Origin of the sequence: Mariniflexile aquimaris (assembly GCF_042676825.1) — a bacterium.
Lineage (GTDB): Bacteria > Bacteroidota > Bacteroidia > Flavobacteriales > Flavobacteriaceae > Mariniflexile > Mariniflexile aquimaris.
Genome location: NZ_JBHTIB010000002.1, coordinates 807326 through 831911, shown reverse-complemented (window position 1 = coordinate 831911; position 24586 = coordinate 807326). Strand labels below are relative to the sequence as shown.

The following is a 24586-nucleotide window of genomic DNA, read 5'->3' as shown; positions in this document are numbered from 1 at the left end:
TGTCAATTATTTACAAGAAAGTTAGTTTATTACTAGCCCGTTTTAAAAAGGATACCGCTGCAATCCCTAACGCGCTTGTCAGCTACGTTTAGTTCTAAAACAAATATTCGTGCATTTGTGGCTAATTTATTTATATTTACCCCATGAATATTCCCAAAGGAAAAAAAATATATTTCGCCTCCGATAACCATCTGGGAGCACCAACCATCGAAGCTTCTCGCCCGCGTGAAAAGAAATTTGTGGCGTGGTTAGACAGTATAAAACACGATGCAGCAGCCATATTTTTGGTAGGCGATTTATTCGACTTTTGGTTCGAATATACAACCGTGGTACCAAAAGGGTTTACAAGAACCCTTGGTAAACTAGCCGAAATATCCGATTCCGGAATTCCTATCTACTTTTTTGTTGGTAACCACGATTTATGGATGAATGGCTATTTTAAAGAAGAATTAAACATCCCTGTATTTCACCAACCTAAAGAATTCACCTTTAATAACAAAACGTTTTTTATTGGTCATGGCGATGGCTTAGGTCCTGGAGACAAAGGGTATAAACGCATGAAAAAAGTGTTTACGAATCCTGTATTTAAGTGGTTATTTAAATGGATACACCCAGATATCGGGATGCGTATCGCCCAATACATGTCTGTAAAAAATAAACTTATTTCGGGTGATGACGACGCGAAATTTCTAGGAGAAGAAAACGAATGGTTAGTACAATATTCTAAAGAAAAATTAAACCAAAAACATTACGATTATTTTGTGTTTGGGCACCGCCATTTACCTTTAGAAATTTCACTTAATGCAACATCAAAATACATCAATCTAGGCGATTGGATTCAATATTATACCTACGGTGTTTTTAACGGCGATACTTTTGAGTTAAAAGAATATTAATCTCTATCGTGTTCTTCCAAATCTTTAGTTAAATCTAGGTTTCTAAGCGTTTTGTTTCTTGCCCCAATGGTTAGAACAATTAACAACGTCATCGTACCTCCAAAAATTACGGCATTAACAGTTCCCATTAGTTTTGCCGTTAAGCCACTTTCAAAAGCACCCAATTCATTCGAAGAGCCAACAAACATCGAGTTTACTGCCGATACTCTTCCACGCATATGGTCGGGGGTTTTTATTTGCAAAATGGTTTGCCGTATTACCATCGAAACCCCATCGGTAACACCGCTAAAAAATAATGCTAATACAGAAACCCAAAATATGGTTGAAAACCCAAAAACGATAATGCAAACTCCGAAGCCGAAAATAGCCCCTAATAATTTCTTCCCTGCATTTTTACTAATTGGAAGATATGCCGTAAACAGCATTGTTATAGACGCTCCTACAGCAGGCGCTGCTCTTAAAATACCAAAACCTTCGGCGCCAACCTTTAAAATATCTTGCGCATAAACTGCCAGTAAAGCAATGGCACCACCAAATAATACAGCTACCATATCTAAGGAAATCGCGCCTAAAATAGCTTTTGTTTTAAATACAAACCGAACCCCTTCTTTTAAACTTTCAATCACTGGCTCGCCAATTTTCGGATTTAATATGGGCTTCCTCTTAATAAACAACAACACCATCAACGAAAATATTACCAACCCAAACACAATACATAATGCCCAATGCACGCCAATCCATTTAATAGAAAAACCTGCAAATGCAGGTCCTAAAACAGATGCCACTTGCCATGTAGAACTGCTCCAAGTAGCGGCATTTGGGTATATTTTTTTTGGGACAATTAGCGCCACCAAACTAAATATGGTTGGTCCAAAAAAGGAACGCAAAAACCCGCCAAAAAACACCAATGCATAAATACTGTATAAAATGGTTTTGGTAGACCATTCTGCAACGATTTCTGGCCATGTTAATAAAAACAACCCAAAACTAATTAATGAAAAAGCGGCAATACAGATGGCTAGAAGGTTTCTTTTTTCTTTTTGGTCTACTATATGACCCGCAAATAAAGCCATGGTAAACGCCGGAATAATTTCCATTAATCCTATTAAACCAATAGCCCAAGGATCTTTTGTGATTCTATAAACTTCCCACTCAATAATAATAAACTGCATAGACCAACCAAAGACTAATGCAAAGCGCAATAGCAAAAAGATATTAAATTCTTTTATTCTTAAAGCAGCATAAGGATCTGTTTTTGCCATATTTTATATCCCTGAGAAAGCGGGAATCTGTTTTATTAATACCTACACGCTTATAAAATCCTTGCAGGATATGGTAAATGTATTTTATTTTTTAAAAACTAAAATTACTTAATATCCCTTAATTTAAGTTGTAACGAGACATTGCCTTGCCATTCGTTTTCATCTATAGAGTAAACGGCTTTAAATGGTTGTCCGTTTAAAATAATATTAAGTTTATCTCCCATGCCAAAACCAATAGCCACTAAACTATTCGATTGAGGCTGTTTAACCGTTATTCTTAAATGCGTCTTGTCTTCACCAACACACCTTCCATAACCGGTATCTAATAAATCTTCGGTCATAAAAACAGGTGTCATATTACTTGGTCCGAACGGAGCAAATTGTTTTAATATTCTGTAAAATTTGGGCGTTATATCTTGTAAATCTATTTTAGTATCAATTTTAATTTCGGGCGTCAACAGGTTTCTATCTATGGTTTTTGATACGACAACTTCAAAAGCTTGTTTAAACGCTTCATAATTTTCTTCTAAAAGCGTTAATCCTGCTGCGTATTTATGGCCACCAAATTGTTCAATATATTCACTACAGGCTTCAATAGCATTATAAATATCAAAATCGCGAACCGAACGTGCCGAAGCCGCCAATTTATCGCCACTTTTTGTAAAAACTAAGGTAGGTCTGTAATAGGTTTCGGTTAATCTAGAAGCCACAATACCAATAACGCCTTTATGCCAATCTTTATGGTAAACAACAGTAGTAAGGCGGTCCTGTTCGTTTTGTTCTTCAATTTGCTTAAGAGCTTCTTCTGTAATTTGTTTATCTGTTTCACGTCGTTCCAAATTATAATCATTAATCTCTTCAGCATATTTGTTGGCTAAGGCTTCATCTTCTTCGGTTAACAATCTTACGGCATAATTCCCATGCTCCATACGTCCGGCAGCATTGATTCGGGGAGCCACAATAAAAACGACGTCTGTAATGGTTAACTCTGTCTTTTCAACTTTATCGAGAATGGCTTTAATGCCTGGTCTTGGATTGGTATTTATTACTAACAACCCAAAATAGGCTAGCACTCTATTTTCGCCGTCAATAGGTACGATGTCGGCGCCAATTGCAGCGGCCACTAAATCTAAGTACTCGGTTAAATCATCAATAGTTTTCCCGTCTTTTTGAGCAAGTGCCTGCAATAATTTAAAACCAACGCCACAACCACATAATTCTTTATAGGGATAAGTACAATCGTCTCTTTTAGGGTCTAAAACAGCAACAGCATCCGGTATTTCGTCTCCTGGCCTGTGGTGGTCGCAAATAATAAAATCGATGCCTAATTTTTTGGCATAAGCGACTTTATCGACAGACTTAATACCGCAATCGAGCGCAATGATGAGTGTGAAATTATTCTCTAATGCGAAATTGATGCCTTTGTAAGAAATGCCATAACCCTCATCATATCTATTAGGAATATAGGTATAAACTAAGTTGTATTTCGATTTCAGGTACGACGACATCAAAGCCACGGCAGTTGTGCCGTCCACATCATAATCGCCATAAACCAAAATATTCTCTTTATTAGCAAATGCCCTTTCAATTCTGGCAACAGCTTTATCCATATCTTTCATTAAATACGGATCATGTAAATTGTCTAAACTTGGTCTAAAAAAAGCTTTCGCCTCTTCGTAAGTTTCAACACCACGTTGCAACAATAAAGCAGCGATTACCTCATCTACCTGAAGTGCTTTTTGCAGTGCTTCCAGTTTTTTCGTTTCAGGTTTGGGTTTTAAAGTCCAGCGCATGTAATTAATTGAAAAGTTACAAGTTTAGAAAGTATAAATTTTGGTGCTGTGATTTATTTTTTATGAAAATGTGTTTCGATAGATACTGTGGCAAACTGACGAAACATTTCCATAACACCGCAATATTTCTCGACCGATAAATCGACCGCTTTTTGAAGTTTCTTTTCGCTTAATTGGTCGCCGTAAAAATGAAAATGCATCGCCACCTTATCGTAATATTTTGGATGCTCTTCGGTAAGATTTGCTTCAATGTCTATTTTAAAATCGGCAACATCCAGCTTCATTTTTTTTATAAGTGACGCCACGTCTAATCCTGAACAACCCGCTAATGCCGACAACATTAATGCTTTGGGGCGGTAGCCTTCACCATGTCCGTCGTTTTCTGGACCTGCATCAATAAACAAGTTATGCCCTGAAGGATTGGTGCTTTCAAACTTCATGTTACCCAACCAAGTTGTTGTTATAAGATTCGTCATTTTTATAATTTTTAGGTTATTCGAAACCTCAAAAATACTACATATTAATTTAAAAAATAACCTTTATGGCAGCCATTAATAGCTTTTTATTAACGCTTTACTTTTACATCTGCATCACTTTTCTAATCAGTACCTTTTTAACGCTTTCAACATAAAAAAACACCCTAATAATTATCGCGAAGCCACTCGAAAACAGCTTGCATTCGTTTCTTTACTTCAGCCGTTGGCACCGTAAAATGATTGTTCATAAAACTAAAAATTAAGGTTTTTCCTGAATTTGTTAATAAGTACCCGCTTAAGGAGTAATTATTATCTAACGACCCAGATTTTGCGTAGAGGTATGGTTTTGTGTTGCCCTTATAATAATTTTTTATGGTACCAGATTGTCCCCCTACAGGAAATAAATTAAACAAACGTTCTTGAGGAAGTTCTTTGTACAATCTATCTAAAACTTGAACAAACGATGTAGGTGTAAACAAATTATATCTGCTTAAACCAGAACCATCCACCCAGCGGGGTTTTTGTTTTAAATCTTGTAATTGATTATTTAACACAAGGACTCTAATCGCCGCTGGACTTAATGTATCTGAAATTGTTGACGATGCAAGAATCAAAATTTGTTCTGCCAAAAAGTTATCACTAACAAGCATCATTCGTTTATACAAAGAATCCGAAGGAACACTATAAGCAATATGCTCCATTTTTTCACCCGAATAATTAGACAAAGAAACTTTTTCTGGTAAAATAGCGTTCCATAATTTGGAAACTAAAATCGTATCAATAACCATAGGAACTTCTATGGTTTCTTTTTCATTGGCATTAAAAAAGAACGAGTTTTCATTATATTTTCTGCGTTTTGGAGCCTTCGACAATTGAATGTTATTTTTTAAAGTACTTGGGATACTTTTTAAACTATCTTGATTGCTAATTGTTAGCACATTACCATACATTGGAAAACTACTTCTCTCCGGACTAAAATAAGCGTCATAATCTTCCCAAGCCCAACCAGGACCGAATTTGTCTTCCGATAAATTGTTTAGAACTAGATTTACTTTTTTAAATTTCTCAGCCATTTTTAAGGCGGTACTATCATTAAAATATGGGTGTAAAAAAGTAGGGTCGCCAGTACCTAAAATACTGATGCCATCTTCTTTTACACTGTATTTAAAGGCTGGTATTTTTTCTGGCAATAGCGATAATGCGGAATATAGTGTGAAAATTTTAGCGTTGCTTGCAGGCACGAAAAATTTATCGGCATTATACTTAAAAATGGTGTCTTTTGTTTTGGGATTATATACCAATATTCCTGTAAATTGGTTGTTAAAAAAATCGTTGTTTATCTCTTCAGAGAGTTTCTTAGAGACAAAAGTAGGTTTGCACCCACAAATTAGTACCGCAAAACATATTAAAATGATACTTCTTTTTAATCGACGCATAACGAATTTGGCATTTATCAGGATCTTACAAATTTCAATTTTATCTCATTGACATAATTATCAAAAAAAATTGAGTTTATTGATAAAAATGTAAGCTTTTTGAATAAAAACGTATTATATGACAGAAAAATAGGGTCAGTTTTTTTATATATTTGAGTGAATAACAATCTAATTTTCTTTATATGAAAAAAAAAACGACCCTCCTTTTTCTTGTTTTTTTTACGACCGCATATACTGCCTTGTTTGCCCAAAACATTACGGTTAGTGGTACGGTAACAGATGCTTCTAATGTACCTCTCCCAGGTGTTAATATTCAAGTGCAAAACTCAAGTGGCGGAACGGCAACAGATTTTGACGGGAAATATAAAATTTCGGCAAAACAAGGTGATTTATTAATATTTTCATTTTTAGGTTTTAAGACCAAAGAAGTATTGGTCCGAAAGGCTTTAATAAATGTAATCTTAGAAGAAGACGCCAGTAAACTTGATGAAGTAGTAATTACAGCATTTGGTATTAAAAGAAATGAAAAAGAATTAGGATATTCTGCTACCACCATTCAGGCAGGTGATGTTAATACCGCCGGAAGAAGCAATGCAATTTCTGCATTACAAGGTCAGGTTGCAGGTTTAAAAATATCCAAAACTTCAGGGTCTGTAGGTAGTGGTTTTGATATTACCATTAGAGGACTTTCTTCTATGAGTCCATCGGTAAGTAGCCAACCTTTAATTGTTGTAGATGGGGTTGCTATTAACAACGATTCTTACGTGCCAAATTTAACAGGTAGCGGAGAAAATGCCTGGGTGTCTAGCAGCGAAAAATACTCTGCGACATCGCGGTCTAACGATATAAATCCAGACGACATTGAATCATTCAACGTTTTGAAAGGTGCTGCTGCTACCGCTTTATATGGAATTAGAGCTGCTAATGGTGCTATTATTATTACCACCAAAAAAGGAAAAGAAGGTAAAGCATCAATAGTTGTTTCTAGCTCAATCTCTTCGAGTAATGTAAAAAAGACCCCCAATTTACAATATGTTTTTAGAGAAGGAAGATATGGAAGACCATACAGACTTTACACGCCCGAAACAGAAGATGGTTATACCTTAACTGGTGTAGGTAGTGGTAATGGTCCATATTCTTGGGGAGTTAGATACACCGATGACAGCTTTGAGTATAACGGTACCGTGGTAGATTTATCGAACGATAGATCTTACAACCCTTTTGACGATGTATTTAATACTGGGATTGATAAGAATGTGAATGTTAGCATTTCTGGAGCTTCAGATAAATTTAATTATTTTGCCTCTGCTTCAAATACCAGTGAAGAAGGCATTATTCCTGGAACCGATTATGGCAAAACTACCATTAGATTAAATTCTGGATACCAAGCAACAAATTCTTTTAGAATGGATGCTTCTATAAGTTATTCCAAATCAGATTCACGAAAACCAACAGGAGGCGACAAATCTATTATGTCTGCTCTTGGGTATTGGACACCAACATTTCCTATATCAGACTTTTTAAATCCTGATGGTTCTAGAAGAAATCCATACCCTGGATTTATTGACAACCCATTGTACAATGCCAAATATAGTTCGTTAAACGAAGATTCTAATCGCTGGCTTGCCAATACAAAACTTATATGGTCTCCAACGGAATGGGTTAACGTAAGTTATTCGGCCCAAATAGATAATTACAATTCTATTTTTAACCGTTTCGTGGCTCCAGATTTAGATGAAGGTGCTGGCGAAAACGGATTCATTGTCAATCAAAATGTGAATTTCACAGGCTTAGAATCGAACCTTTTAGTCAATTTTACCCACGATTTTTCAAATGACATTACCTCATCTTTACTTTTAGGTAATCAAGTGTCTGATAAACAATGGGTGTCTAATAGACAATACGGCGAAGATTTATTATTCCCTCGTGTAAACCACATAAGTAACACACAAACAGGCTTTGCTGTATCAAACGATGTTACAACCTACAGAGAAGTTGGTGTTTTTGCCGAACTTAAAGTAGGGCTATACGATCAGCTTTTTTTAACATTCACAGGAAGAAACGACTGGCTATCAACGCTACCGTTTAAAAACAATTCTGTATTCTACCCTTCTGCTAGTTTAGCTTACGATATTCATAGTTTGTTTTCAAAAGATTCAAATTCTGCCTTTTCATTTGGAAAAATACGTGTTGCCTATGCCGAAGCAGGTAATGGAACTGGATTTGGTTTAAGTGGTCGCCCTTATTTTTCTGTAGATAGCGATTTCCCATGGAATGGTGTGGGTGGTTATGAACTGGACGACCAGTCTAGCGACCCTAATTTACGCCCAGAGAGAACAAAAGGCTGGGAGTTTGGTGCCGATTTCCGCTTTTTCAATAATCGTATGCGTATAGATTACGCCTATTTTAACAATAAAGTAACCGACGCTATTTTCCCTGTAAACACCCCTCCAACCTCTGGCTATACGTCTTACTTAAGAAATGCAGGAACGTATAACACCTTTGGTCATGAAATATTAATAAGCGGCGATATTATAAAAACAAACAACTTTACTTATTCTATCGATTATACATTTTCTAAAAATGATGGTAAAGTTACAAGCTTACCAGACGATGTGCCTTATATCGATTTTGTAACCCCAGATCCAGACCCAACAGGAGCAAATTTATATTTACAACCTAAAGAAGGCGATCGCATTGGATCTATTTATGGATACCTTTCCAATAGAACCGAAGATGGCGAATTAATACTTGGAAGTAATGGTTTACCAACTACAGATTTTAATAACAAGGTAATTGTTGGGAATTCTACCGAAGACTTTACCATGGGATTTGGCAATACAATAAAATGGAAAAATTTTAATTTTAATTTCTTATTTGAATGGAAAAAAGGCGGTGATAAATACTCATGGACTAGTTATATTAACAACAGAATGGGTAGTTCAGAATATACCTTGCAATTTAGAGAAAACGACACTTACGTGTTTGATGGTGTAATGGCAGATCCTAACAATGCGGGTGCTTATATTACAAATACTACGGTGGTCGACACATCGCCTACATCATCTGCATTGTATAATCTTTTTAACACCACCGCATATTGGAGAAGAAATGCCGAAGTACTACTACAGGATGCTTCTTGGGTTAAACTTAGAAACATAGGATTATCATACACCTTAAAAGGAAATCTTATAAGTAAGAGTATTGATAATATTACCCTTAATGCAAGTGCTAACAATATTTTAATTTGGACACCTTTTGATGGGTATGATCCCGAAGGAAGCGATTATAGCGCCGGAAGTAATATTAATGGCTTTACAGGAAGAAGCATTCCGTTGGCAGAATCATATTCGTTTAGTGTTTCATTCAAATTTTAAAATTGAAAAATATGAAAAAATATATAACAAACTTAACGCTAGTTGTTTCTTTGATATTTATGGCTAATAGTTGTGATAACTACTTAGATGTTAATACACCATCTGGCGTTCAAGACGAGGCCATATTAGAGATGAACAATATTATAGCCCCCGTTATGAAAAATACCGTTTTGGCCAACTATTATGCCGCTACTGTATTTGGAAATTACGTTCAAAATTTTGGAAGCTACGGATTTGGTGCCAGTGGTTATACCTCACTATCCGGTACATGGAATATTATTTATACAGATATTCTACCAGATATTCGCGTTTTAGAAAGTAAAGCTACCGAAAATGGAGCGCTGCATTATGGCGCAGTAATTAAAATTTTGGAAGCCATAAACATAAGTTTTGCCGTTGAATGTTGGGGCGATGTCGCATATTCTCAAGCGGCCAATCCTGATGCATATCGCTATCCTGCTTTAGATGATGGAGAAACAGTTTACAATCAAGCTTATGCGTTATTAAATGAAGCAATTGCTGCCTTAGAAGCGCCAGATAATTCTGGTTTTACCTTAGGATCTGAAGACATTATTTATGGTGGTGGAACGACTGGTTTTAGCAAATGGCTTAAAGCAGCATATACTTATAAAGCGAGAATGCAGCTAAAAATGATTAAAAACGGAGGCACTACAGCATCCGATGTTTTAACCTCTTTAGCCAAAGGATTTACTTCGAATGCCGATGATTTTCAGTTAAATTATCCAGATGATAAAATCAATCCTTTTTACAGCATTAACGTGGTGCAAAGAAGCACATCAAACTTTTATTATGCGCTTAACGATCAGCTTATAAGTTTAATGAATGGAAATCAATACCCGTTTATTACAATAACCGAAGACCCAAGATTATCTGCTTTGTTTGTAAAGGAAACAGGCGTAGGAGTAGCTGCTCCGGTTGGAACACCTTGGCGCGGTTTTATGAATGGTGGAGATGGCGAATCGTCTGATGGTTTTTCTGGAAACGTGTATTACAAAGATGGCGGTTTTTTAACTTCTAGCAATTCGCCTTTAATTTTACTCACTTATTCTGAAGCCCTATTTATGAAAGCTGAAGCTGAGTTTTTAGCTAATGGCGGCAGCACCACAAGTTCTGGAACTACCGCTGCGGGTTATACCGCTTATTTAGCAGGTATTCAAGCAAATATGAGTAAATTAGGTGTTGATGGCACTGCATATTTAGCAGATGCATCAATAGCTGTGGGGCAAGCCAATTTACAGCTTAACAACATTATGCGCGAAAAGTATATTGCAAACATTCATAGTACTGAAACGTTTAGCGATTTCCGTAGATATAATTTCTCTTCGGATGTATTTAAAGGTTTAGCTCTAAGAATACAACAACCAGATGACGAATATCTTGGTAAATGGTATGTGAGAGCTATTTATCCAACGTCTGAAACAGACTCAAATCCTAATATTCCATATAACGAGAGTAGCTCGGTTGTAGATATTTGGTTATTTGAATAGTCTAAAAACCAAATGCCCAAAACCCCGCTTATTAATTTAAGTGGGGTTTTAATTTAATACCTCTTTTAATTTTTCCAAATCCTGAAAAGTATGACTCGCCGTAATAACAATTCGGCTCATCGTTTTTTTATAGGTTGGATATCTAAAATTGGTTATGATTATGCCCTTTTCAAATAAATTTTCAAATATTTTTTCGTCTTCACAATAAATAACGGGATAGTTTTTATCGAATTTAAAATCGCTATTTAAATGCAAGCCATCAAACAAAAAATTTAAATTAGCTTGCAATTTGTTTCGCTGTGCTATATATAAATCTTGCGATACCATAAATGCCTCTAAATAAGCTGGACTTATACTAGAAGAGGAAATAAAATCGGATTCATTTTTTAAAGCATCAATAAAGTATTTGTCGGAAGCCACAATCCCTCCCGAAATTCCTAATGCCTTGCCCAAAGAAGACACCATAATTTTCCTCACCAGATTTTTATTTGAAATGGTTTTGAAAACCCCTTCAATATTACGACCTACAATGCCTAAACTATGAGATTCGTCCACCACCAAGGTTATTTTTTTGTTGGAAGGAATGGCGTTTAAAAATTCAAAACTTGTGGGTGTTACTTCTAAACCGAGAAAAGCATCGGCAGTAATCACTATGTTTTCTGTTACAGAAGTTAGCAAGTTTGGATGCAATTGATTATTTATAAATAAGGGCAGACTCTTACTTTGCAAAATGGCTGGATGCGTTTTCGGGTAGTGATAAAACCTGTTGTCTGTTTTAGATAAATATTCTACTACCAATTTGCCAGCTAAAGTACCCGACGAACAAGTAACCGCCGCTTCAGCCCCAATTAATTTTGCAAAAAGCTGTTCTGCATCATTAAAAATGGCGAGCTTAATATTGGCATTTCTAGAACTTCCGTAGGCCGTACCCCATTTTTTTATTCCCGTAATAAAGTTTTTCTGAAAATCTGGATGTGTAGTCAACCCTAAGTACGAAGTCCCTCCAAAGTATAAATACGGTTTGCCTTTTACAAGTATTTCTCTATCAGGAAATGTATCAATAATCATAAAGACTAAATTAAAGAAACACCGGTTCCGTTTAAATCACTGTAAGTCGCTACGCCATTTTTAATAGTGACACCCTCGGCTATGTCCTGATCTAACAACAAAGCGCCATCCATATCTACATAATCTAATAGCGGTAATAAATGGGCAATGGCCGAAATACCCACCGAAGATTCGGTCATACAACCTACCATGGTTTTCATGTTGAGTTCTTTAGCATGTAACAACATACGCTTTGCAGATGTTAACCCTCCACATTTTACCAATTTTACGTTAATACCATGAAAATGATTATAACAGCGCGCCACATCGGCTTCTACTTGACAGCTTTCGTCTGCAATAACGGGTAAAACCGATTTTTTAAACACGTCTTTATGTCCATCCCAATCGTCGGCTTTTAAAGGCTGTTCTAAAAATTCAACCCCAAGCGTTTTTAAAATTTTAGAGTTTTTAACGGTCTCATCAACCGTCCAGCCACAATTTGCATCAATTCTAAAAATGGCATTTGTATGTTTTCGTAATTCGGTAACAATTTTAATGTCTTCTTTAGTGCCTAATTTTATCTTATAAATAGGCCAAGGCATCTCCTTCATTTTAGAAACCATTTTCTCGACCGTATCAATGCCGATGGTGTAATTAGTTAACGGATTGTTTGAGATATTATAACCCCAAAGTTCGTATAGTTTTTTGCCTTGTTTTCGCGCATATAAATCGTTGTAAGCCAAATCTAATGCGCACAGCGCAAACATATTATGTTTTAAATGCGGGTACATGTGTTGCCAAAATGTTTCTGGAGAACTATGTGATGCTGCTTCTATTTCGGGTTGAATGTCCGTAATGGCATCTATCATTTTTTGAACTGTAACATTGTAATACGGATTGGAGGTAGCTTCTCCAAACCCTGAAAATTCGCCATCGTTTAATTCTACAATCAGCGTTGGTTGTATGTTGTATGACTCTCTTGAAATTGAAAATGTATGCTTTAATTTTAAATTGAATGATCTTAAAATAACTTTCATAAAAACCTTTAAATGATTGATGAAAGTTAATAAAATTATACCTTTGAGTATAATGAAATTTTAAAAATATGCCTCTAGTAAAACCACTTTCTCCGGACCATGATTTGGAAACCCAAAAACTAGCCGAATTCTTTAACGAAACACTCGGTTTTTGTCCGAATTCGGTACTCACCATGCAGCAAAGACCAGCCATTTCTAAGGCGTTTATAAATTTAAACAAAGCCGTAATGGCGAACGAAGGACGCGTTACTTCTGCCTTAAAACGTATGATTGCCTGGGTAAGTAGTAATGCTACCGGTTGCAGGTACTGTCAGGCGCATGCCATACGTGCTGCAGAGCGATACGGCGCCGAACAAGAGCAACTTGATAATATCTGGGAATACCGCACGCACCCAGCTTTTAGCGATGCAGAGCGAGCTGCGTTAGATTTTAGTTTAGCGGCATCGCAAGTGCCAAACGCTGTAGATGAAGATATAAAAAAACGCTTGTACGAGTATTGGGATGAAGGAGACATTGTGGAAATGCTCGGTGTTATTTCACTCTTTGGGTATTTGAACAGATGGAATGATAGCATGGGAACCACTATTGAAAGTGGCGCGGTAGAAAGTGGCGAACAGTATTTAGGAAAACATGGTTGGGAAAAAGGGAAGCACCATTAATTCCTGCGAAAGCAGGAATCTCTCGTTTGCCACGAATACACGAACGTTTTTCAATGTTTTTATCTCCATATAGGATTTAAAAACATGACTGTTGTTAGTTGCTTTATATTGGTTAAAATGGATATAGCATTGGCATCCTAACTTACCAAATTGGACGAATCTTATTTCAATTTCAAGGGTTCTCCTTCAAAAGTCACCCCATCAAACCCCGTTTTCATAAAATTTCTAATGTTTTGATGTCCGGTACCATTTGGGTCTTTTAGAACATCTTCAAAATAAAATCTTCCAAAACATGCCAAGGTATCCTCTTTTGTAAAGCCGTGCAATTTGGCAAATGCCAATAATTTACATGAACCCGAATTTTCTCCTGCCTTGTTTTGTAATTCGCCATTTTTAAAAGCGGTTGGCGTAAAATTGTAGTTTGTGTCTATTGCCGCCATGGTTTCAGAAAACTCAACAGTACTAGGTTTCGTTTTCAGTTTATTTATAAATTCCTTTATGTTCATGAATATTTATTTTTTTCCTGCAACCACAATTACTATCTCTCCTTTTGGTGGTTTGTTAGTGTAATGTTCCAAAACTTCTTTGGCGGTGCCTCGTATGGTTTCTTCGTATAATTTTGTCAATTCTCTAGATACCGACACTTCTCTATCGTCTCCAAAATACTCGCAAAAATGACTGAGCGTTTTAACCAATTTATGCGGAGATTCATAAAAAATAATGGTTCTGCTTTCTTCGGCAAGCAATAGCAATCGTGTCTGTCTGCCTTTTTTTACGGGCAAAAAACCTTCAAACACAAATTTATCATTAGGCAATCCAGAGTTCACTAATGCTGGCACAAAGGCAGTTGCCCCCGGCAAACAATCAACCTCAATATTATTTTCTATACAGGCGCGGGTTAATAAAAAACCAGGATCTGAAATAGCCGGAGTTCCGGCATCGCTAATTAATGCCACGGTGGTTCCGCTTTTTAATTTTTGAATTAAGTTTTCAACCGTTTTATGCTCGTTATGCATATGATGACTTTGCATGTGTGTTGAAATTTCAAAATGCTTTAAAAGCTTTCCAGATGTGCGCGTATCTTCGGCAAGAATTAAATCGACTTCTTTTAAAACTTCAACAGCTCTAAAAGTCATGTCTTTTAAATTCCCGATGGGTGTTGGTACAATATAGAGTTTACTCATTAACTAAATCGGCTTTCTAAAATTTGAAGAAAACGTGTTTCAAATTCTTCTTTTTTATCCCAGTTGTTATAATCTGGTTTCACAATATTGATTAAAAAATCTTTGGCGTTTGCGAACGAATCGAAAGAATTTAACTGAGACATTACACGTTCGTAATCTTCACTTTTTCCGTCGAACAAATGTTTTATAAAAGCTATTTTATCGTTTAATCCTATATTAAATCCACCAACTTTTAATTTATCGTTTAACGATTTTTTTTCGGTAGAAATGCTTGTTTGATTTTTGGTCACCGGTTCAAAAACAGGCATATTTTTAAACCCCGACATTATTTCGTCAAAGTCTGTTTCTTTATGTTTTTGTTTGATAACAGTTTCTTCTAAAACGGCTTCAATCTCGTCTGCTTCCTTTGGCATTTGTGCCACCATATCCTTAATGGTTTCAATGCCATGTTCCATAATATTATCGTCTTCTACTTCATCAAGATTTACAAATATTCTGTCTTCTACTTCTATGTTATCGCTAATTTTGTTGTTGAAAGTGCTATTGATGGTGTCGTAAAAAGAAGTACCACTTCCAATGGTGGGCAAATCGGCATCCAGATTTTCGTTAGCAAATTTTAGCACCGATAATTTTTCAAATAGTACCGCTACTTCGGCGTGCATTTTAATTACATCTTCCTTTCCTTTCAGCTTAAGAATTCTATGAGCTATACTCACCAATTCAGACTCTAACTTCTTCTTCATTTTAATAATTTTTAAATTAATGCTATTTAGGCATTTGATTTTTAATAAATTTACGCCACCTTTATAAAAACGAATAATCGCTTTATTTTAGTGCTAAAATTACAAAATGTTTCTCGAAAATACGGTAAATCATAAAGAACAATTTGGATGGATTGAAGTTATCTGTGGCTCCATGTTTTCTGGAAAAACGGAAGAATTAATCCGCCGGCTTAAACGTGCTCAATTTGCAAGACAAAAAGTTGAGATTTTTAAGCCTACCATTGATGTGCGCTATAACGAAAACATGGTGGTATCGCACGATGCCAACGAAATTCGCTCAACACCTGTTCCGGCGGCAGCCAATATTCCTATTTTAGCCGATGGTTGTGATGTAGTTGGAATAGACGAAGCCCAATTTTTTGATGATGAAATTGTTCGTGTTTGTAACGATTTGGCCAATAAAGGAGTTCGTGTTATTGTGGCGGGTTTAGATATGGACTTTAAAGGCAATCCGTTTGGCCCCATGCCTAACTTGATGGCGACAGCCGAATATGTTACCAAAGTACACGCCGTTTGTACAAGAACTGGTAATTTAGCCCAATACAGTTATCGTAAAGCTAAGAATGATAATTTAGTTTTATTAGGCGAAGTAGACGAATACGAACCTTTAAGTAGAGCCGCTTATTACAAAGCAATGATGCGCGATAAGGTTAGAAACATGAAAGTGAATGACGCCGAAGAAGTACCTTCAAAACCAAATACTCCAGATGCCTAAAGCACAAGAAACCTTACTTGAAATCGATTTAAATGCATTAAAACATAATTTTGACCATTTAAAATCGAGACTGAATAGCAATACCAAATTCATGGCAGTAGTAAAAGCTTTTGCTTACGGAAGCGACGCTTGCGAGATTGCCAATTATTTACAAAAACTTGAAGTCGAATATTTTGCGGTAGCGTTTGTACACGAAGGCGTGCAACTACGCAATGCGGGCATCACAAAACCTATTTTAGTATTGCATCCGCAGGCGGCCAATTTTAAAATTTTAATTGATAATTGCCTAGAACCCAATTTGTACAACGCTAAAATTTTAAACCAATTTATTGCTGTTGCTTCTGCAGAAAATCAAACCAATTATCCGGTTCATATTAAATTTAATACAGGCTTAAATCGTTTAGGATTTTCGGAAACTGATGTAGATTACCTCAGCACAACCGTAAAGAAAACAACAGCTATTACCGTTAAATCAATTTTTTCGCATCTTGCTGCGAGTGAAGATTTAAATGAAAAAGAATTTACTTTAAACCAGATAGCGAAATTTAAACGAATAGCCGACAGCATTACAAAAGCTCTAAATTATAAACCATTACTTCATATTTGTAATACTTCGGGAATACTTAATTACCCCGAAGCACATTTTGATATGGTTCGATCGGGCATTGGGCTTTACGGCTTTGGAAATTCAGCAAAAGAGAACAAAAATTTCAAACCAATAGGCACATTAAAAACTATTATATCTCAAATTCACACCATTCAAAAAGGCGATTCGGTTGGTTATAATCGTGCTTATACAACAGATTCTGTGATAAAATCTGCAACACTTCCAATTGGTCATGCTGATGGTATTGGCCGACAATATGGAAAAGGAAAAGGCTATGTAATAATTAATAACCAAAAAGCACCAATTTTAGGAAATGTGTGTATGGATATGATTATGGTAAATGTTACCGATATTGACTGTGAAGAAGGTGATGAAGTTATTGTTTTTGGACCAAACGCAACTGCCGAAGCATTAGCAGAAACCGCTAACACCATTTCTTACGAACTTATTACGGGTATTTCTCAGCGTGTAAAACGCCTATTTGTAGGTCAATAAATATATTTCCTTTTACAATTGTGACTTTTTTCGCTATCTTGGTGTCTAATAACTGTAACCATTAAAATTAATATTTATGCTTAAAGAATTTAAGGATTTTGCAATGAAAGGCAACTTGGTTGATATAGCCGTTGCTTTTGTTATGGGTGCTGCTTTTAACAAAGTAGTAACGTCATTTACCGCGGGCATTGTGTCGCCATTAGTTGGATTGATTTTCCAATCCGATTTCAACGATCTAAAATATGTTATCACTCCAGGCGTTGCAGACGAAGCCGGGGCTGTAACTGGAGAAATTGCTGTAATGTACGGTAGCTTTATTACAAGTTTAATCGACTTTATAATTGTAGCATTTGTAATGTTCATGCTTATAAAAGGTATTAACAAAACCAAGAAAAAAGAGGAAGCTGCTCCAGCACCACCTGCAGGTCCTACACAAGAAGAATTATTGATTCAAATAAGAGATTTATTGAAAAAATAACAATCTGTTAAATAAATAACATTGTGTTATTTGTTGTTAAAAAGCCTTTGTTTTAATAAAACAAGGGCTTTTTTTTCGCTTTAAAATAGAATTAATAATTAGTTTTGCCCAGAAAATAAAATTGAATCTTAAAATTACATATAAATGAAAGTAGCTGTTGTTGGTGCCACTGGAATGGTTGGCGAAGTGATGCTTAAAGTTCTTGCAGAACGCAATTTTCCTGTAACCGAATTATTATTGGTTGCCTCTGAACGCTCTGTTGGAAAAAAATTAACCTATAAAAATAAAGAATATACCGTAATAGGATTAGCTGATGCCGTAGCTGCAAAACCGCAAATTGCTATTTTTTCGGCTGGTGGCGATACCTCTTTAGAATGGGCTCCAAAATTTGCTGAAGCGGGCACTACGGTTGTTGATAACTCTTCGGCTTGGAGAATGGATCCTTCTAAAAAATTAATTGTCCCAGAAATTAATGCGCACGAGCTAACGAAAGACGATCAAATTATAGCAAATCCAAACTGCTCTACCATACAAATGGTCTTGGCATTATCGCAACTTCATAAAGCATATAAAATGAAACGTGTGGTAGTTTCAACCTATCAATCGGTTTCTGGTACAGGCGTTAAAGCTGTTAAACAATTAGAAAACGAAATTGCGGGTATTGAAGGAGAGATGGCATATCCTTATCCAATCAGTAGAAACATATTACCTCATTGCGATGTATTTTTAGAAAATGGCTATACTAAAGAAGAAATGAAATTGGCAAGAGAGCCACAAAAAATCTTTAACGACAAAACATTCTCGGTAACTGCAACCGCTGTACGTGTTCCTACCGCTGGTGGACATTCAGAATCTGTAAACGTGCAGTTTGAAAACGACTTTGATTTGGCAGATGTTAGACGCATTATTAGCGAAACTCCGGGTGTTGTATTACAAGATAATACGGCAACCAACAGCTACCCAATGCCTATTTTAGCACATGATAAAGATGAAGTTTTTGTGGGTCGCTTAAGAAGAGACGAGTCGCAACCTAACACTCTAAACATGTGGATTGTTGCCGATAATTTACGTAAAGGAGCAGCAACTAATGCCATCCAAATTGCAGAATATTTAATTGAAAATAATTTAGTGTAATTATACTAACCTTTAATAATTTAAGCTTCTGTAATAAACCACAGAAGCTTTTTTTTTCATTATTTTTGAAACAACAATAAGGTTTCAAAATCATGAAAAATTTAATATTTCCAATTTTTGCAGTTGTTTTGTTTTTTGGCTGTAAAAATGATAAATTAGAAAATAAAAATACCAATTTGAATTACCCAGAAACAAAAACCGTAGATAGCGTAGATACTTACTTTGGCGTCGATGTAAAAGACCCATATCGTTGGCTTGAAGACGATAGAAGTGCAGAAACCGAAGCTTGGGTAAAATTACAAAATGCTTGTACTTCCAATTATTTAAAGCAAATTCCGTATATAAACGAGCTAAAAAAACGACTGGCTAAAATATGGAACTTCGAAAAAGTTGGGGCACCTTTTAAAGAAGGTAAAAACACTTATTTCTATAAAAATGATGGCTTGCAAAACCAGGATATACTTTACAGAAAGTTAGATGATAACAACAGTGAAGTTTTCTTAGATCCGAATACCTTTTCTCAAGATGGTACCACCTCGTTAGACGGACTTAGTTTCACAAAAGATGGAACGCTTTTAGCCTATTCCATTTCTGAAGGCGGGAGCGACTGGCGAAAAATAATCGTTATTGAAACCGAAACAAAAAAACAAATAGAAGACACCTTAATTGACGTAAAGTTTACTCAAATTTCATGGTACAAAAACGAAGGTTTCTATTACTCAAGTTACGATAAACCCAAAGGAAGTGAGCTATCAGCAAAAACCGATCAGCATAAAGTATATTATCATAAACTCGGGACGCCCCAAAAAAATGACGCTTTAATTTATGGAGGCGCTCCTGAAGAAAAACACCGCTATATTTATGCTACTGTTACCGAAGACAATAACTATTTAATTCTAACTCCCCGCACTTCAACATCCGGCAACAAATTATATATCAAAGATTTATCGGTTAAAAACAGTCCATTTATTACCATCTTAAACCATACAGATAGCAACACATCTGTAATAGATAATGTTGGAAGCAAACTATATCTGCTAACAAACTTAAATGCTCCAAACAAAAAAATCGTTTCGGTGGATGCCGCAAACCCAACACCAGAACATTGGGAAGACGTTATACCCGAAACAGAACATGTTTTAACGCCATCAAAAGGTAGTGGTTACTTTTTTGCTAATTATATGGTCGATACGTTTTCTAAAGTAAAACAATATAATTATGAAGGACAATTAATTACAGACATTGCGTTTCCTGGCAATGGCACAGTAACCGGATTTAGTGGTAAAAAGGACGATTCCTATTTATACTATGCTTTTACTAATTATTTTACGCCTTCAAACTTATATAAATTCAATCCTAAAACTGGTAAAACTACGCTCTATTGGCAGCCTAAAATTGATTTTAACAGCAATAATTACGAAAGCAGTCAAGTATTTTACGAGTCGAAAGATGGTGCCAAAATACCCATGATAATCACTCATAAAAAAGGTTTAAAATTAAACGGAACCAATCCAACTATTTTATACGGTTATGGTGGTTTTAATATTAGTTTAACGCCTGCTTTCAGTATTGCCAACACGGTTTGGATGGAACAAGGCGGCATTTTAGCTATTCCTAACTTAAGAGGCGGGGGCGAATATGGCAGATCCTGGCACGATGCAGGTATTAAAATGAAAAAGCAAAATGTCTTTGACGATTTTATTGCCGCTGCAGACTATTTAATTGCAAATAACTATACAGCATCCGATTATTTAGCCATTCGCGGAGGCTCGAATGGAGGCTTACTGGTTGGTGCAACTATGACGCAGCGTCCTCATTTAGCTAAAGTCGCTTTGCCAGCGGTGGGCGTTTTAGATATGTTACGCTATCACAAATTTACCTCTGGCGCAGGTTGGGCTTACGACTATGGTACGGCGGAAGATTCTAAAGAAATGTTCGAATATTTAAAAAGCTATTCGCCGCTTCATAACGTTAAATCGGGCGTTGAATATCCTGCAACATTAATAACAACAGGCGATCATGACGATCGTGTGGTGCCTGCGCACAGTTTTAAATTTGCTGCCGAATTGCAAAGCAAACAATCCGGAAAAAACCCAACTTTAATTCGTATAGAAACCGATGCGGGTCATGGTGCCGGAACGCCAGTAAATAAAATTATAGAACTGTATGCCGACATTTTCGGCTTCACATTATACAATATGGGATTTAAAGAATTGCCAAATAAAAACAATCCTTAAAATAAAAACCATAATTTTGTCCGCTAGAACGCAATAGAGAACTACTTTAAAACATCTCTACCGCGCTCGATGAGACATTATTTCTTGTATGCTACACGTAAAAAACCTCAGCTTTAAATATAAAAAACAGCTCATTTTAGAAAACATTAGTTTTTCAGTAAATGCTGGTGAACATTATGCTATTATTGGAGAAAGTGGTTCTGGAAAAAGTACTCTTTTAAAATTGCTTTACGGTACTTACAATTTAAATGAAGGGGAAATATTTTGGAAAGACAACCCGATTTTAGGACCAGAACACAACCTGATTATTGGTCCGTCTTACATGAAATATGTTGCTCAAGAATTCGATTTAATGCCTTTTATTTCGGTTGCTGAAAATATTGGGGCGTTTCTCTCTAATTTTTATCCAGAAGAAAAGCAAATACGCATTAACGAACTCTTAGATGTTGTTGAGTTACAACCTTATGCAGATATTAAAGTAAAAGAATTAAGTGGCGGACAAAAACAACGTGTCGCCATTGCCAGAGCTATTGCGAAACAACCAGAAATTTTACTGCTCGATGAACCTTTTAGCCATATCGATAATTTTAAAAAACAATCGCTACGCCGAAGTTTATTTAAATTTTTAAAAGAAAAAAATATTACCTGTATTGTTGCGACTCACGATAAAGACGATGTTTTATCTTTTTCTGATAATATGATGGTATTACATGATGCTAAAATTATGGCAACAGGCACACCACAGGAACTTTATAAAAACCCTGAAAACAAATTAATTGCTTCCTTTTTTGATGAATTTAATGAGATAGAAAATTATGGGATTGTGTATGCGCATCAATTACAAGTGGTTGAAAAATCAGACCTAAAAGCCTTGGTAGTACAATCGTATTTTAAAGGATCTTATTGGCTCATTGAAGCCGATTTAAATGGGAAAAAACTGTTTTTTGAAAATAAATCAACATTGAAAATAGGTTCTACCATCTATCTATCAATCATAAAATAGCTACTGCACGTTTATAATTTTAAACCTTTGTTCCCTAAATACAACCTCGTCTCCAACTGTTTTACCCATTAGCAGTTGCCCGATGGGAGTGTTTGGAGAAATAGCATAAAACACCTTGTTTTCAACTTTAAATTCGCCCGCGCTTATGGCTATAAAATAGTTGCTTTTAGTTGTGTAAACAAGGCTTCCTAAACCAATAAATTCAGACGATTTCGAAACATTTATTTTTGATAAAGTTTCTTTTATTTTTTGAATTTCAGCTAGCTGATTTCCTGTCTTTTCACGTTCTAGCTGAAGCATCGCTCTCCCTGTTTCATGTTTATCGCCTGCAGAACTTTTTGTTTCAGATGTTAAAGATTCCTGTATTTCTGTTATGGTGTTTTGAATGGTGTTATACCTATGTTCAACAAAAGCTAAACAAAGCAAATACAAATCTTCTTTAATTTTCAAAGACGAAATCATGGATTATAGAATTTATCTATTTTAGGACTTTTAAATTTGTACTATGTACTCTGAAACTCTGAAACTCTGAAACTCTGAAACTCTGAAACTTTGTAACTTTGTAACTTTGTAACTTTAATTTAATCATAGTTTAAAGGCCCAAAAAAGCGCATCTGTCGGGTTATCCAGTTCTTTCTACTCTGAATATAATTTGTTGCCGGATTTGCTCGATAGCGCAACGGACTTGGAAGAACGGCAGCAATGGCAGCAGCTTCTTGTTGGCGCAAGTTAGCGGCAGGTTTTCTAAACCAATGTTGTGCAGCAGCTTCGGCACCATAAATGCCATTACCCATTTCAACGCTGTTTAAATACACTTCCATAATACGTTCTTTAGACCATACCAATTCTATTAAAAAAGTAAAATAAGCCTCTAAACCTTTACGAACCCAACTTCGATGGGGCCATAAAAAAACGTTTTTGGCGGTTTGCTGGCTAATGGTACTTGCGCCACGAGTGCGTTTGCCTTTTTTGTTGAATGCAATCGCTTTTTCAATAGCTTTCATATCGAAACCATAATGGTTTAAAAAATTCTGGTCTTCGCTACAAATTACTGCGAGCTGAAGGTTTTTAGAAATATTGTCTATAGATTCCCAATCGTGTTTCCAAACAACCTTTTCCCCACTAGATACTTGCTGTACCGTACGTATTACCATTAATGGGGTAACAGGAACTGGCACCCATTTATAAACAATAACCAACCCAATAGAAATGGCAAAAAACCACCCCATAATTTTTAATAAAAATCTAAATAACTTTTTAAACATACTATGCTATTAATTGTGCTAATTCCTTACCTATTATACTTCCAATGGCGACTCCCATGCCTCCCAGTTTTACACCGCAATATACATGATTACTCAGTTCTTTTACAATAGGTTTTTTTTGATTGCCTACACCCATAATTCCGCTCCATGTGCTTTCTATTTCGAAAGGTGTATTAGGCAAAATTACTGTTTTTAAAATACTTTCTAATTTATTTTGAATTAATTCGGTTTGCCCAAACTCGGTTGTTTCTTCTGCTTTAAAATCTAAATTTCTTCCTCCGCCAAATAAAATACGGTTGTCGATATTTCTAAAATAATAATAGCCTTTATCGAGATGAAACGTTCCTTTAATAGAAAGATTTTTGATGGGTTTGGTTATAAGTACTTGTGCCCGCGCTGGTTTTACAGCTTCTTTAATGAGTTGTGATGCAAACCCATTTGTTGCAATTAATAATTTAGAGGTTGAAAAATCTGTTATATCCGTATTCACTTTGACTGAATTTGAATCTTCAGAAAAACTTTCAACCCTTATATTATTTAATATTTTAATGCCTTTTGATTGTACTTTGTGTAGCAGTGCATCCATCATTTTTCCGGTATCTATCTGCCCTTCGAATTGGTTAAAAATGTACTGCTCTTTAATGTTTTTAAATCCAAAACTATTTGGTTTTATACTGAAAACGTCCTTTTTAAAGATGGGTTCCAGCAATTTGTTGATAGCTTCTCGTTTTGAAAGACAGGTGTCAAGCAAGTCGTCATTATTAAAAAACAACTCGTACCCACCATGGTTTTGATAATTTATCGTTTGGTCTCCTAAGGTTTCTCTTAACAACTGCAAACCATTTACACGCTTTTTTACAAGTTGAACCACTTCGTCTTCAGAATGTGATTTTAAATCTTCAATAATTTCACTAAGGCTCCCAAAACAGGCAAATCCTGCGTTTTTTGTACTGGCACCTTGTGGCAACATGCCTCTTTCTAATACTAAAATATTGGCCTTTGGAAATTGGTCTTTTAATTGCAAGGCACAACTTAAACCCACAATACCACTACCAACAATGGTATAATCGACGTTGGTAAACCACGATTTTAATTCCCAATAGGACAGATTCATTTTGTTGGTTGTTGGTTGTTGGTTGTTGGTTGTTGGTTGTTGGTTGTTGGTTGTTGGTTGTTGGTAAAAATAGTGAATTTA

22 protein-coding genes are annotated in these 24586 nt (G+C 35.8%); 10 read left to right on the top strand and 12 right to left on the bottom strand.

Annotation, left to right across the window (positions count from 1 at the left end; translation table 11 throughout):
- Window positions 1-143 precede the first annotated feature (143 nt).
- On the top strand, window positions 144-896 hold the full coding sequence (locus ACFQ0I_RS03720) for a UDP-2,3-diacylglucosamine diphosphatase (RefSeq protein WP_379939456.1): 753 nt from the start codon (window positions 144-146) through the stop codon (window positions 894-896).
- Here the strand turns inward: ACFQ0I_RS03720 and ACFQ0I_RS03715 are convergent.
- From ACFQ0I_RS03715 to ACFQ0I_RS03700, 4 genes are all read right to left on the bottom strand, one after another.
- Window positions 893-2158 (bottom strand): MFS transporter, encoded by a 1266-nt coding sequence (locus ACFQ0I_RS03715; protein WP_379939454.1) that lies wholly within the window; start codon window positions 2156-2158, stop codon window positions 893-895. The genes ACFQ0I_RS03720 and ACFQ0I_RS03715 overlap by 4 nt on opposite strands.
- A 104-nt stretch (window positions 2159-2262) precedes the next feature.
- Window positions 2263-3951 (bottom strand): single-stranded-DNA-specific exonuclease RecJ, encoded by a 1689-nt coding sequence (recJ, locus tag ACFQ0I_RS03710; RefSeq protein WP_379939451.1) that lies wholly within the window; start codon window positions 3949-3951, stop codon window positions 2263-2265.
- A gap of 53 nt (window positions 3952-4004) precedes the next feature.
- Complete coding sequence (locus ACFQ0I_RS03705) at window positions 4005-4427, bottom strand: OsmC family protein (RefSeq protein WP_379939450.1); 423 nt, start codon at window positions 4425-4427, stop codon at window positions 4005-4007.
- 164 nt (window positions 4428-4591) lie between these two features.
- On the bottom strand, window positions 4592-5863 hold the full coding sequence (locus ACFQ0I_RS03700; protein WP_379939448.1) for a D-alanyl-D-alanine carboxypeptidase/D-alanyl-D-alanine-endopeptidase: 1272 nt from the start codon (window positions 5861-5863) through the stop codon (window positions 4592-4594).
- Window positions 5864-6045: 182 nt separating this feature from the next.
- Here ACFQ0I_RS03700 and ACFQ0I_RS03695 point away from each other — a divergent pair, with 182 nt between their 5' ends.
- Together ACFQ0I_RS03695 and ACFQ0I_RS03690 are read left to right on the top strand one after the other, a co-directional pair.
- Window positions 6046-9240 (top strand): SusC/RagA family TonB-linked outer membrane protein, encoded by a 3195-nt coding sequence (locus ACFQ0I_RS03695; RefSeq protein WP_379939446.1) that lies wholly within the window; start codon window positions 6046-6048, stop codon window positions 9238-9240.
- Window positions 9241-9251: 11 nt separating this feature from the next.
- Window positions 9252-10748 (top strand): SusD/RagB family nutrient-binding outer membrane lipoprotein, encoded by a 1497-nt coding sequence (locus tag ACFQ0I_RS03690; RefSeq protein WP_379939444.1) that lies wholly within the window; start codon window positions 9252-9254, stop codon window positions 10746-10748.
- A gap of 48 nt (window positions 10749-10796) precedes the next feature.
- Here the strand turns inward: ACFQ0I_RS03690 and ACFQ0I_RS03685 are convergent, their stop codons facing one another.
- Window positions 10797-11816 carry an aminotransferase class I/II-fold pyridoxal phosphate-dependent enzyme gene (locus ACFQ0I_RS03685; protein ID WP_379939441.1) on the bottom strand — a complete coding sequence of 340 codons (1020 nt, stop codon included), beginning with the start codon at window positions 11814-11816 and terminating at the stop codon, window positions 10797-10799.
- A 5-nt stretch (window positions 11817-11821) separates the two neighbouring features.
- Window positions 11822-12832 carry a dipeptide epimerase gene (locus tag ACFQ0I_RS03680; protein WP_379939438.1) on the bottom strand — a complete coding sequence of 337 codons (1011 nt, stop codon included), beginning with the start codon at window positions 12830-12832 and terminating at the stop codon, window positions 11822-11824.
- A 68-nt stretch (window positions 12833-12900) separates the two neighbouring features.
- Here ACFQ0I_RS03680 and ACFQ0I_RS03675 point away from each other — a divergent pair, with 68 nt between their 5' ends.
- Window positions 12901-13491, top strand: coding sequence for a carboxymuconolactone decarboxylase family protein (locus ACFQ0I_RS03675; protein WP_379939436.1), 591 nt, complete (start codon window positions 12901-12903; stop codon window positions 13489-13491).
- A 161-nt stretch (window positions 13492-13652) separates the two neighbouring features.
- Here the strand turns inward: ACFQ0I_RS03675 and ACFQ0I_RS03670 are convergent, their stop codons facing one another.
- Genes ACFQ0I_RS03670 through ACFQ0I_RS03660 form a run of 3 tightly spaced genes read right to left on the bottom strand, consistent with a single transcriptional unit; the run spans window position 13653 to window position 15418 of the window.
- Window positions 13653-13997 (bottom strand): HopJ type III effector protein, encoded by a 345-nt coding sequence (locus ACFQ0I_RS03670; RefSeq protein WP_379939435.1) that lies wholly within the window; start codon window positions 13995-13997, stop codon window positions 13653-13655.
- Window positions 13998-14003: 6 nt separating this feature from the next.
- Window positions 14004-14675: a 16S rRNA (cytidine(1402)-2'-O)-methyltransferase gene (gene rsmI, locus ACFQ0I_RS03665; RefSeq protein ID WP_379939433.1), complete on the bottom strand. Its 672-nt coding sequence runs from the start codon at window positions 14673-14675 to the stop codon at window positions 14004-14006.
- Window positions 14675-15418 (bottom strand): hypothetical protein, encoded by a 744-nt coding sequence (locus ACFQ0I_RS03660; RefSeq protein ID WP_379939432.1) that lies wholly within the window; start codon window positions 15416-15418, stop codon window positions 14675-14677. Before ACFQ0I_RS03660 ends, rsmI begins: the two co-directional genes overlap by 1 nt.
- A gap of 106 nt (window positions 15419-15524) precedes the next feature.
- Here ACFQ0I_RS03660 and ACFQ0I_RS03655 point away from each other — a divergent pair, with 106 nt between their 5' ends.
- The 6 genes from ACFQ0I_RS03655 (at window position 15525) to ACFQ0I_RS03630 (ending at window position 22126) form a co-directional block, all read left to right on the top strand.
- Window positions 15525-16172, top strand: a complete 648-nt coding sequence (locus tag ACFQ0I_RS03655; RefSeq protein ID WP_379939430.1) for a thymidine kinase — start codon at window positions 15525-15527, stop codon at window positions 16170-16172.
- Window positions 16165-17274, top strand: a complete 1110-nt coding sequence (gene alr / locus ACFQ0I_RS03650) for an alanine racemase (RefSeq protein ID WP_379939428.1) — start codon at window positions 16165-16167, stop codon at window positions 17272-17274. The genes ACFQ0I_RS03655 and alr overlap by 8 nt, the downstream gene beginning before the upstream one ends.
- 76 nt (window positions 17275-17350) lie before the next feature.
- Entirely contained in the window at window positions 17351-17752 is a 402-nt protein-coding gene (mscL, locus tag ACFQ0I_RS03645) for a large conductance mechanosensitive channel protein MscL (RefSeq protein WP_379939426.1), read from the top strand.
- 144 nt (window positions 17753-17896) lie between these two features.
- Window positions 17897-18886, top strand: a complete 990-nt coding sequence (locus ACFQ0I_RS03640) for an aspartate-semialdehyde dehydrogenase (protein ID WP_379939424.1) — start codon at window positions 17897-17899, stop codon at window positions 18884-18886.
- Between the two features lie 92 nt (window positions 18887-18978).
- Window positions 18979-21123: a prolyl oligopeptidase family serine peptidase gene (locus ACFQ0I_RS03635; RefSeq protein ID WP_379939422.1), complete on the top strand. Its 2145-nt coding sequence runs from the start codon at window positions 18979-18981 to the stop codon at window positions 21121-21123.
- Window positions 21124-21211: 88 nt separating this feature from the next.
- Complete coding sequence (locus ACFQ0I_RS03630; RefSeq protein ID WP_379939420.1) at window positions 21212-22126, top strand: ABC transporter ATP-binding protein; 915 nt, start codon at window positions 21212-21214, stop codon at window positions 22124-22126.
- Here the strand turns inward: ACFQ0I_RS03630 and ACFQ0I_RS03625 are convergent, their stop codons facing one another.
- The 3 genes from ACFQ0I_RS03625 to ACFQ0I_RS03615 all read right to left on the bottom strand — a co-directional run bounded on the left by ACFQ0I_RS03625 (window position 22127) and on the right by ACFQ0I_RS03615 (window position 24505).
- Window positions 22127-22588 (bottom strand): GreA/GreB family elongation factor, encoded by a 462-nt coding sequence (locus tag ACFQ0I_RS03625; protein WP_379939418.1) that lies wholly within the window; start codon window positions 22586-22588, stop codon window positions 22127-22129.
- A 119-nt stretch (window positions 22589-22707) separates the two neighbouring features.
- Window positions 22708-23391 carry a monofunctional biosynthetic peptidoglycan transglycosylase gene (gene mtgA, locus ACFQ0I_RS03620; protein WP_379939417.1) on the bottom strand — a complete coding sequence of 228 codons (684 nt, stop codon included), beginning with the start codon at window positions 23389-23391 and terminating at the stop codon, window positions 22708-22710.
- A gap of 1 nt (window position 23392) precedes the next feature.
- Complete coding sequence (locus tag ACFQ0I_RS03615) at window positions 23393-24505, bottom strand: NAD(P)/FAD-dependent oxidoreductase (protein WP_379939415.1); 1113 nt, start codon at window positions 24503-24505, stop codon at window positions 23393-23395.
- Between the last annotated feature and the right edge of the window lie 81 nt (window positions 24506-24586).

Bases quoted from the DNA above. Each gene is read 5' to 3' on its own strand.
- ACFQ0I_RS03720 (WP_379939456.1), top strand. From the start codon at position 144: ATGAATATTCCCAAAGGAAAAAAAATATATTTCGCCTCCGATAACCAT.
- ACFQ0I_RS03715 (WP_379939454.1), bottom strand. From the start codon at position 2,158: ATGGCAAAAACAGATCCTTATGCTGCTTTAAGAATAAAAGAATTTAAT.
- recJ (WP_379939451.1), bottom strand. From the start codon at position 3,951: ATGCGCTGGACTTTAAAACCCAAACCTGAAACGAAAAAACTGGAAGCA.
- ACFQ0I_RS03705 (WP_379939450.1), bottom strand. From the start codon at position 4,427: ATGACGAATCTTATAACAACAACTTGGTTGGGTAACATGAAGTTTGAA.
- ACFQ0I_RS03700 (WP_379939448.1), bottom strand. From the start codon at position 5,863: ATGCGTCGATTAAAAAGAAGTATCATTTTAATATGTTTTGCGGTACTA.
- ACFQ0I_RS03695 (WP_379939446.1), top strand. From the start codon at position 6,046: ATGAAAAAAAAAACGACCCTCCTTTTTCTTGTTTTTTTTACGACCGCA.
- ACFQ0I_RS03690 (WP_379939444.1), top strand. From the start codon at position 9,252: ATGAAAAAATATATAACAAACTTAACGCTAGTTGTTTCTTTGATATTT.
- ACFQ0I_RS03685 (WP_379939441.1), bottom strand. From the start codon at position 11,816: ATGATTATTGATACATTTCCTGATAGAGAAATACTTGTAAAAGGCAAA.
- ACFQ0I_RS03680 (WP_379939438.1), bottom strand. From the start codon at position 12,832: ATGAAAGTTATTTTAAGATCATTCAATTTAAAATTAAAGCATACATTT.
- ACFQ0I_RS03675 (WP_379939436.1), top strand. From the start codon at position 12,901: ATGCCTCTAGTAAAACCACTTTCTCCGGACCATGATTTGGAAACCCAA.
- ACFQ0I_RS03670 (WP_379939435.1), bottom strand. From the start codon at position 13,997: ATGAACATAAAGGAATTTATAAATAAACTGAAAACGAAACCTAGTACT.
- rsmI (WP_379939433.1), bottom strand. From the start codon at position 14,675: ATGAGTAAACTCTATATTGTACCAACACCCATCGGGAATTTAAAAGAC.
- ACFQ0I_RS03660 (WP_379939432.1), bottom strand. From the start codon at position 15,418: ATGAAGAAGAAGTTAGAGTCTGAATTGGTGAGTATAGCTCATAGAATT.
- ACFQ0I_RS03655 (WP_379939430.1), top strand. From the start codon at position 15,525: ATGTTTCTCGAAAATACGGTAAATCATAAAGAACAATTTGGATGGATT.
- alr (WP_379939428.1), top strand. From the start codon at position 16,165: ATGCCTAAAGCACAAGAAACCTTACTTGAAATCGATTTAAATGCATTA.
- mscL (WP_379939426.1), top strand. From the start codon at position 17,351: ATGCTTAAAGAATTTAAGGATTTTGCAATGAAAGGCAACTTGGTTGAT.
- ACFQ0I_RS03640 (WP_379939424.1), top strand. From the start codon at position 17,897: ATGAAAGTAGCTGTTGTTGGTGCCACTGGAATGGTTGGCGAAGTGATG.
- ACFQ0I_RS03635 (WP_379939422.1), top strand. From the start codon at position 18,979: ATGAAAAATTTAATATTTCCAATTTTTGCAGTTGTTTTGTTTTTTGGC.
- ACFQ0I_RS03630 (WP_379939420.1), top strand. From the start codon at position 21,212: ATGCTACACGTAAAAAACCTCAGCTTTAAATATAAAAAACAGCTCATT.
- ACFQ0I_RS03625 (WP_379939418.1), bottom strand. From the start codon at position 22,588: ATGATTTCGTCTTTGAAAATTAAAGAAGATTTGTATTTGCTTTGTTTA.
- mtgA (WP_379939417.1), bottom strand. From the start codon at position 23,391: ATGTTTAAAAAGTTATTTAGATTTTTATTAAAAATTATGGGGTGGTTT.
- ACFQ0I_RS03615 (WP_379939415.1), bottom strand. From the start codon at position 24,505: ATGAATCTGTCCTATTGGGAATTAAAATCGTGGTTTACCAACGTCGAT.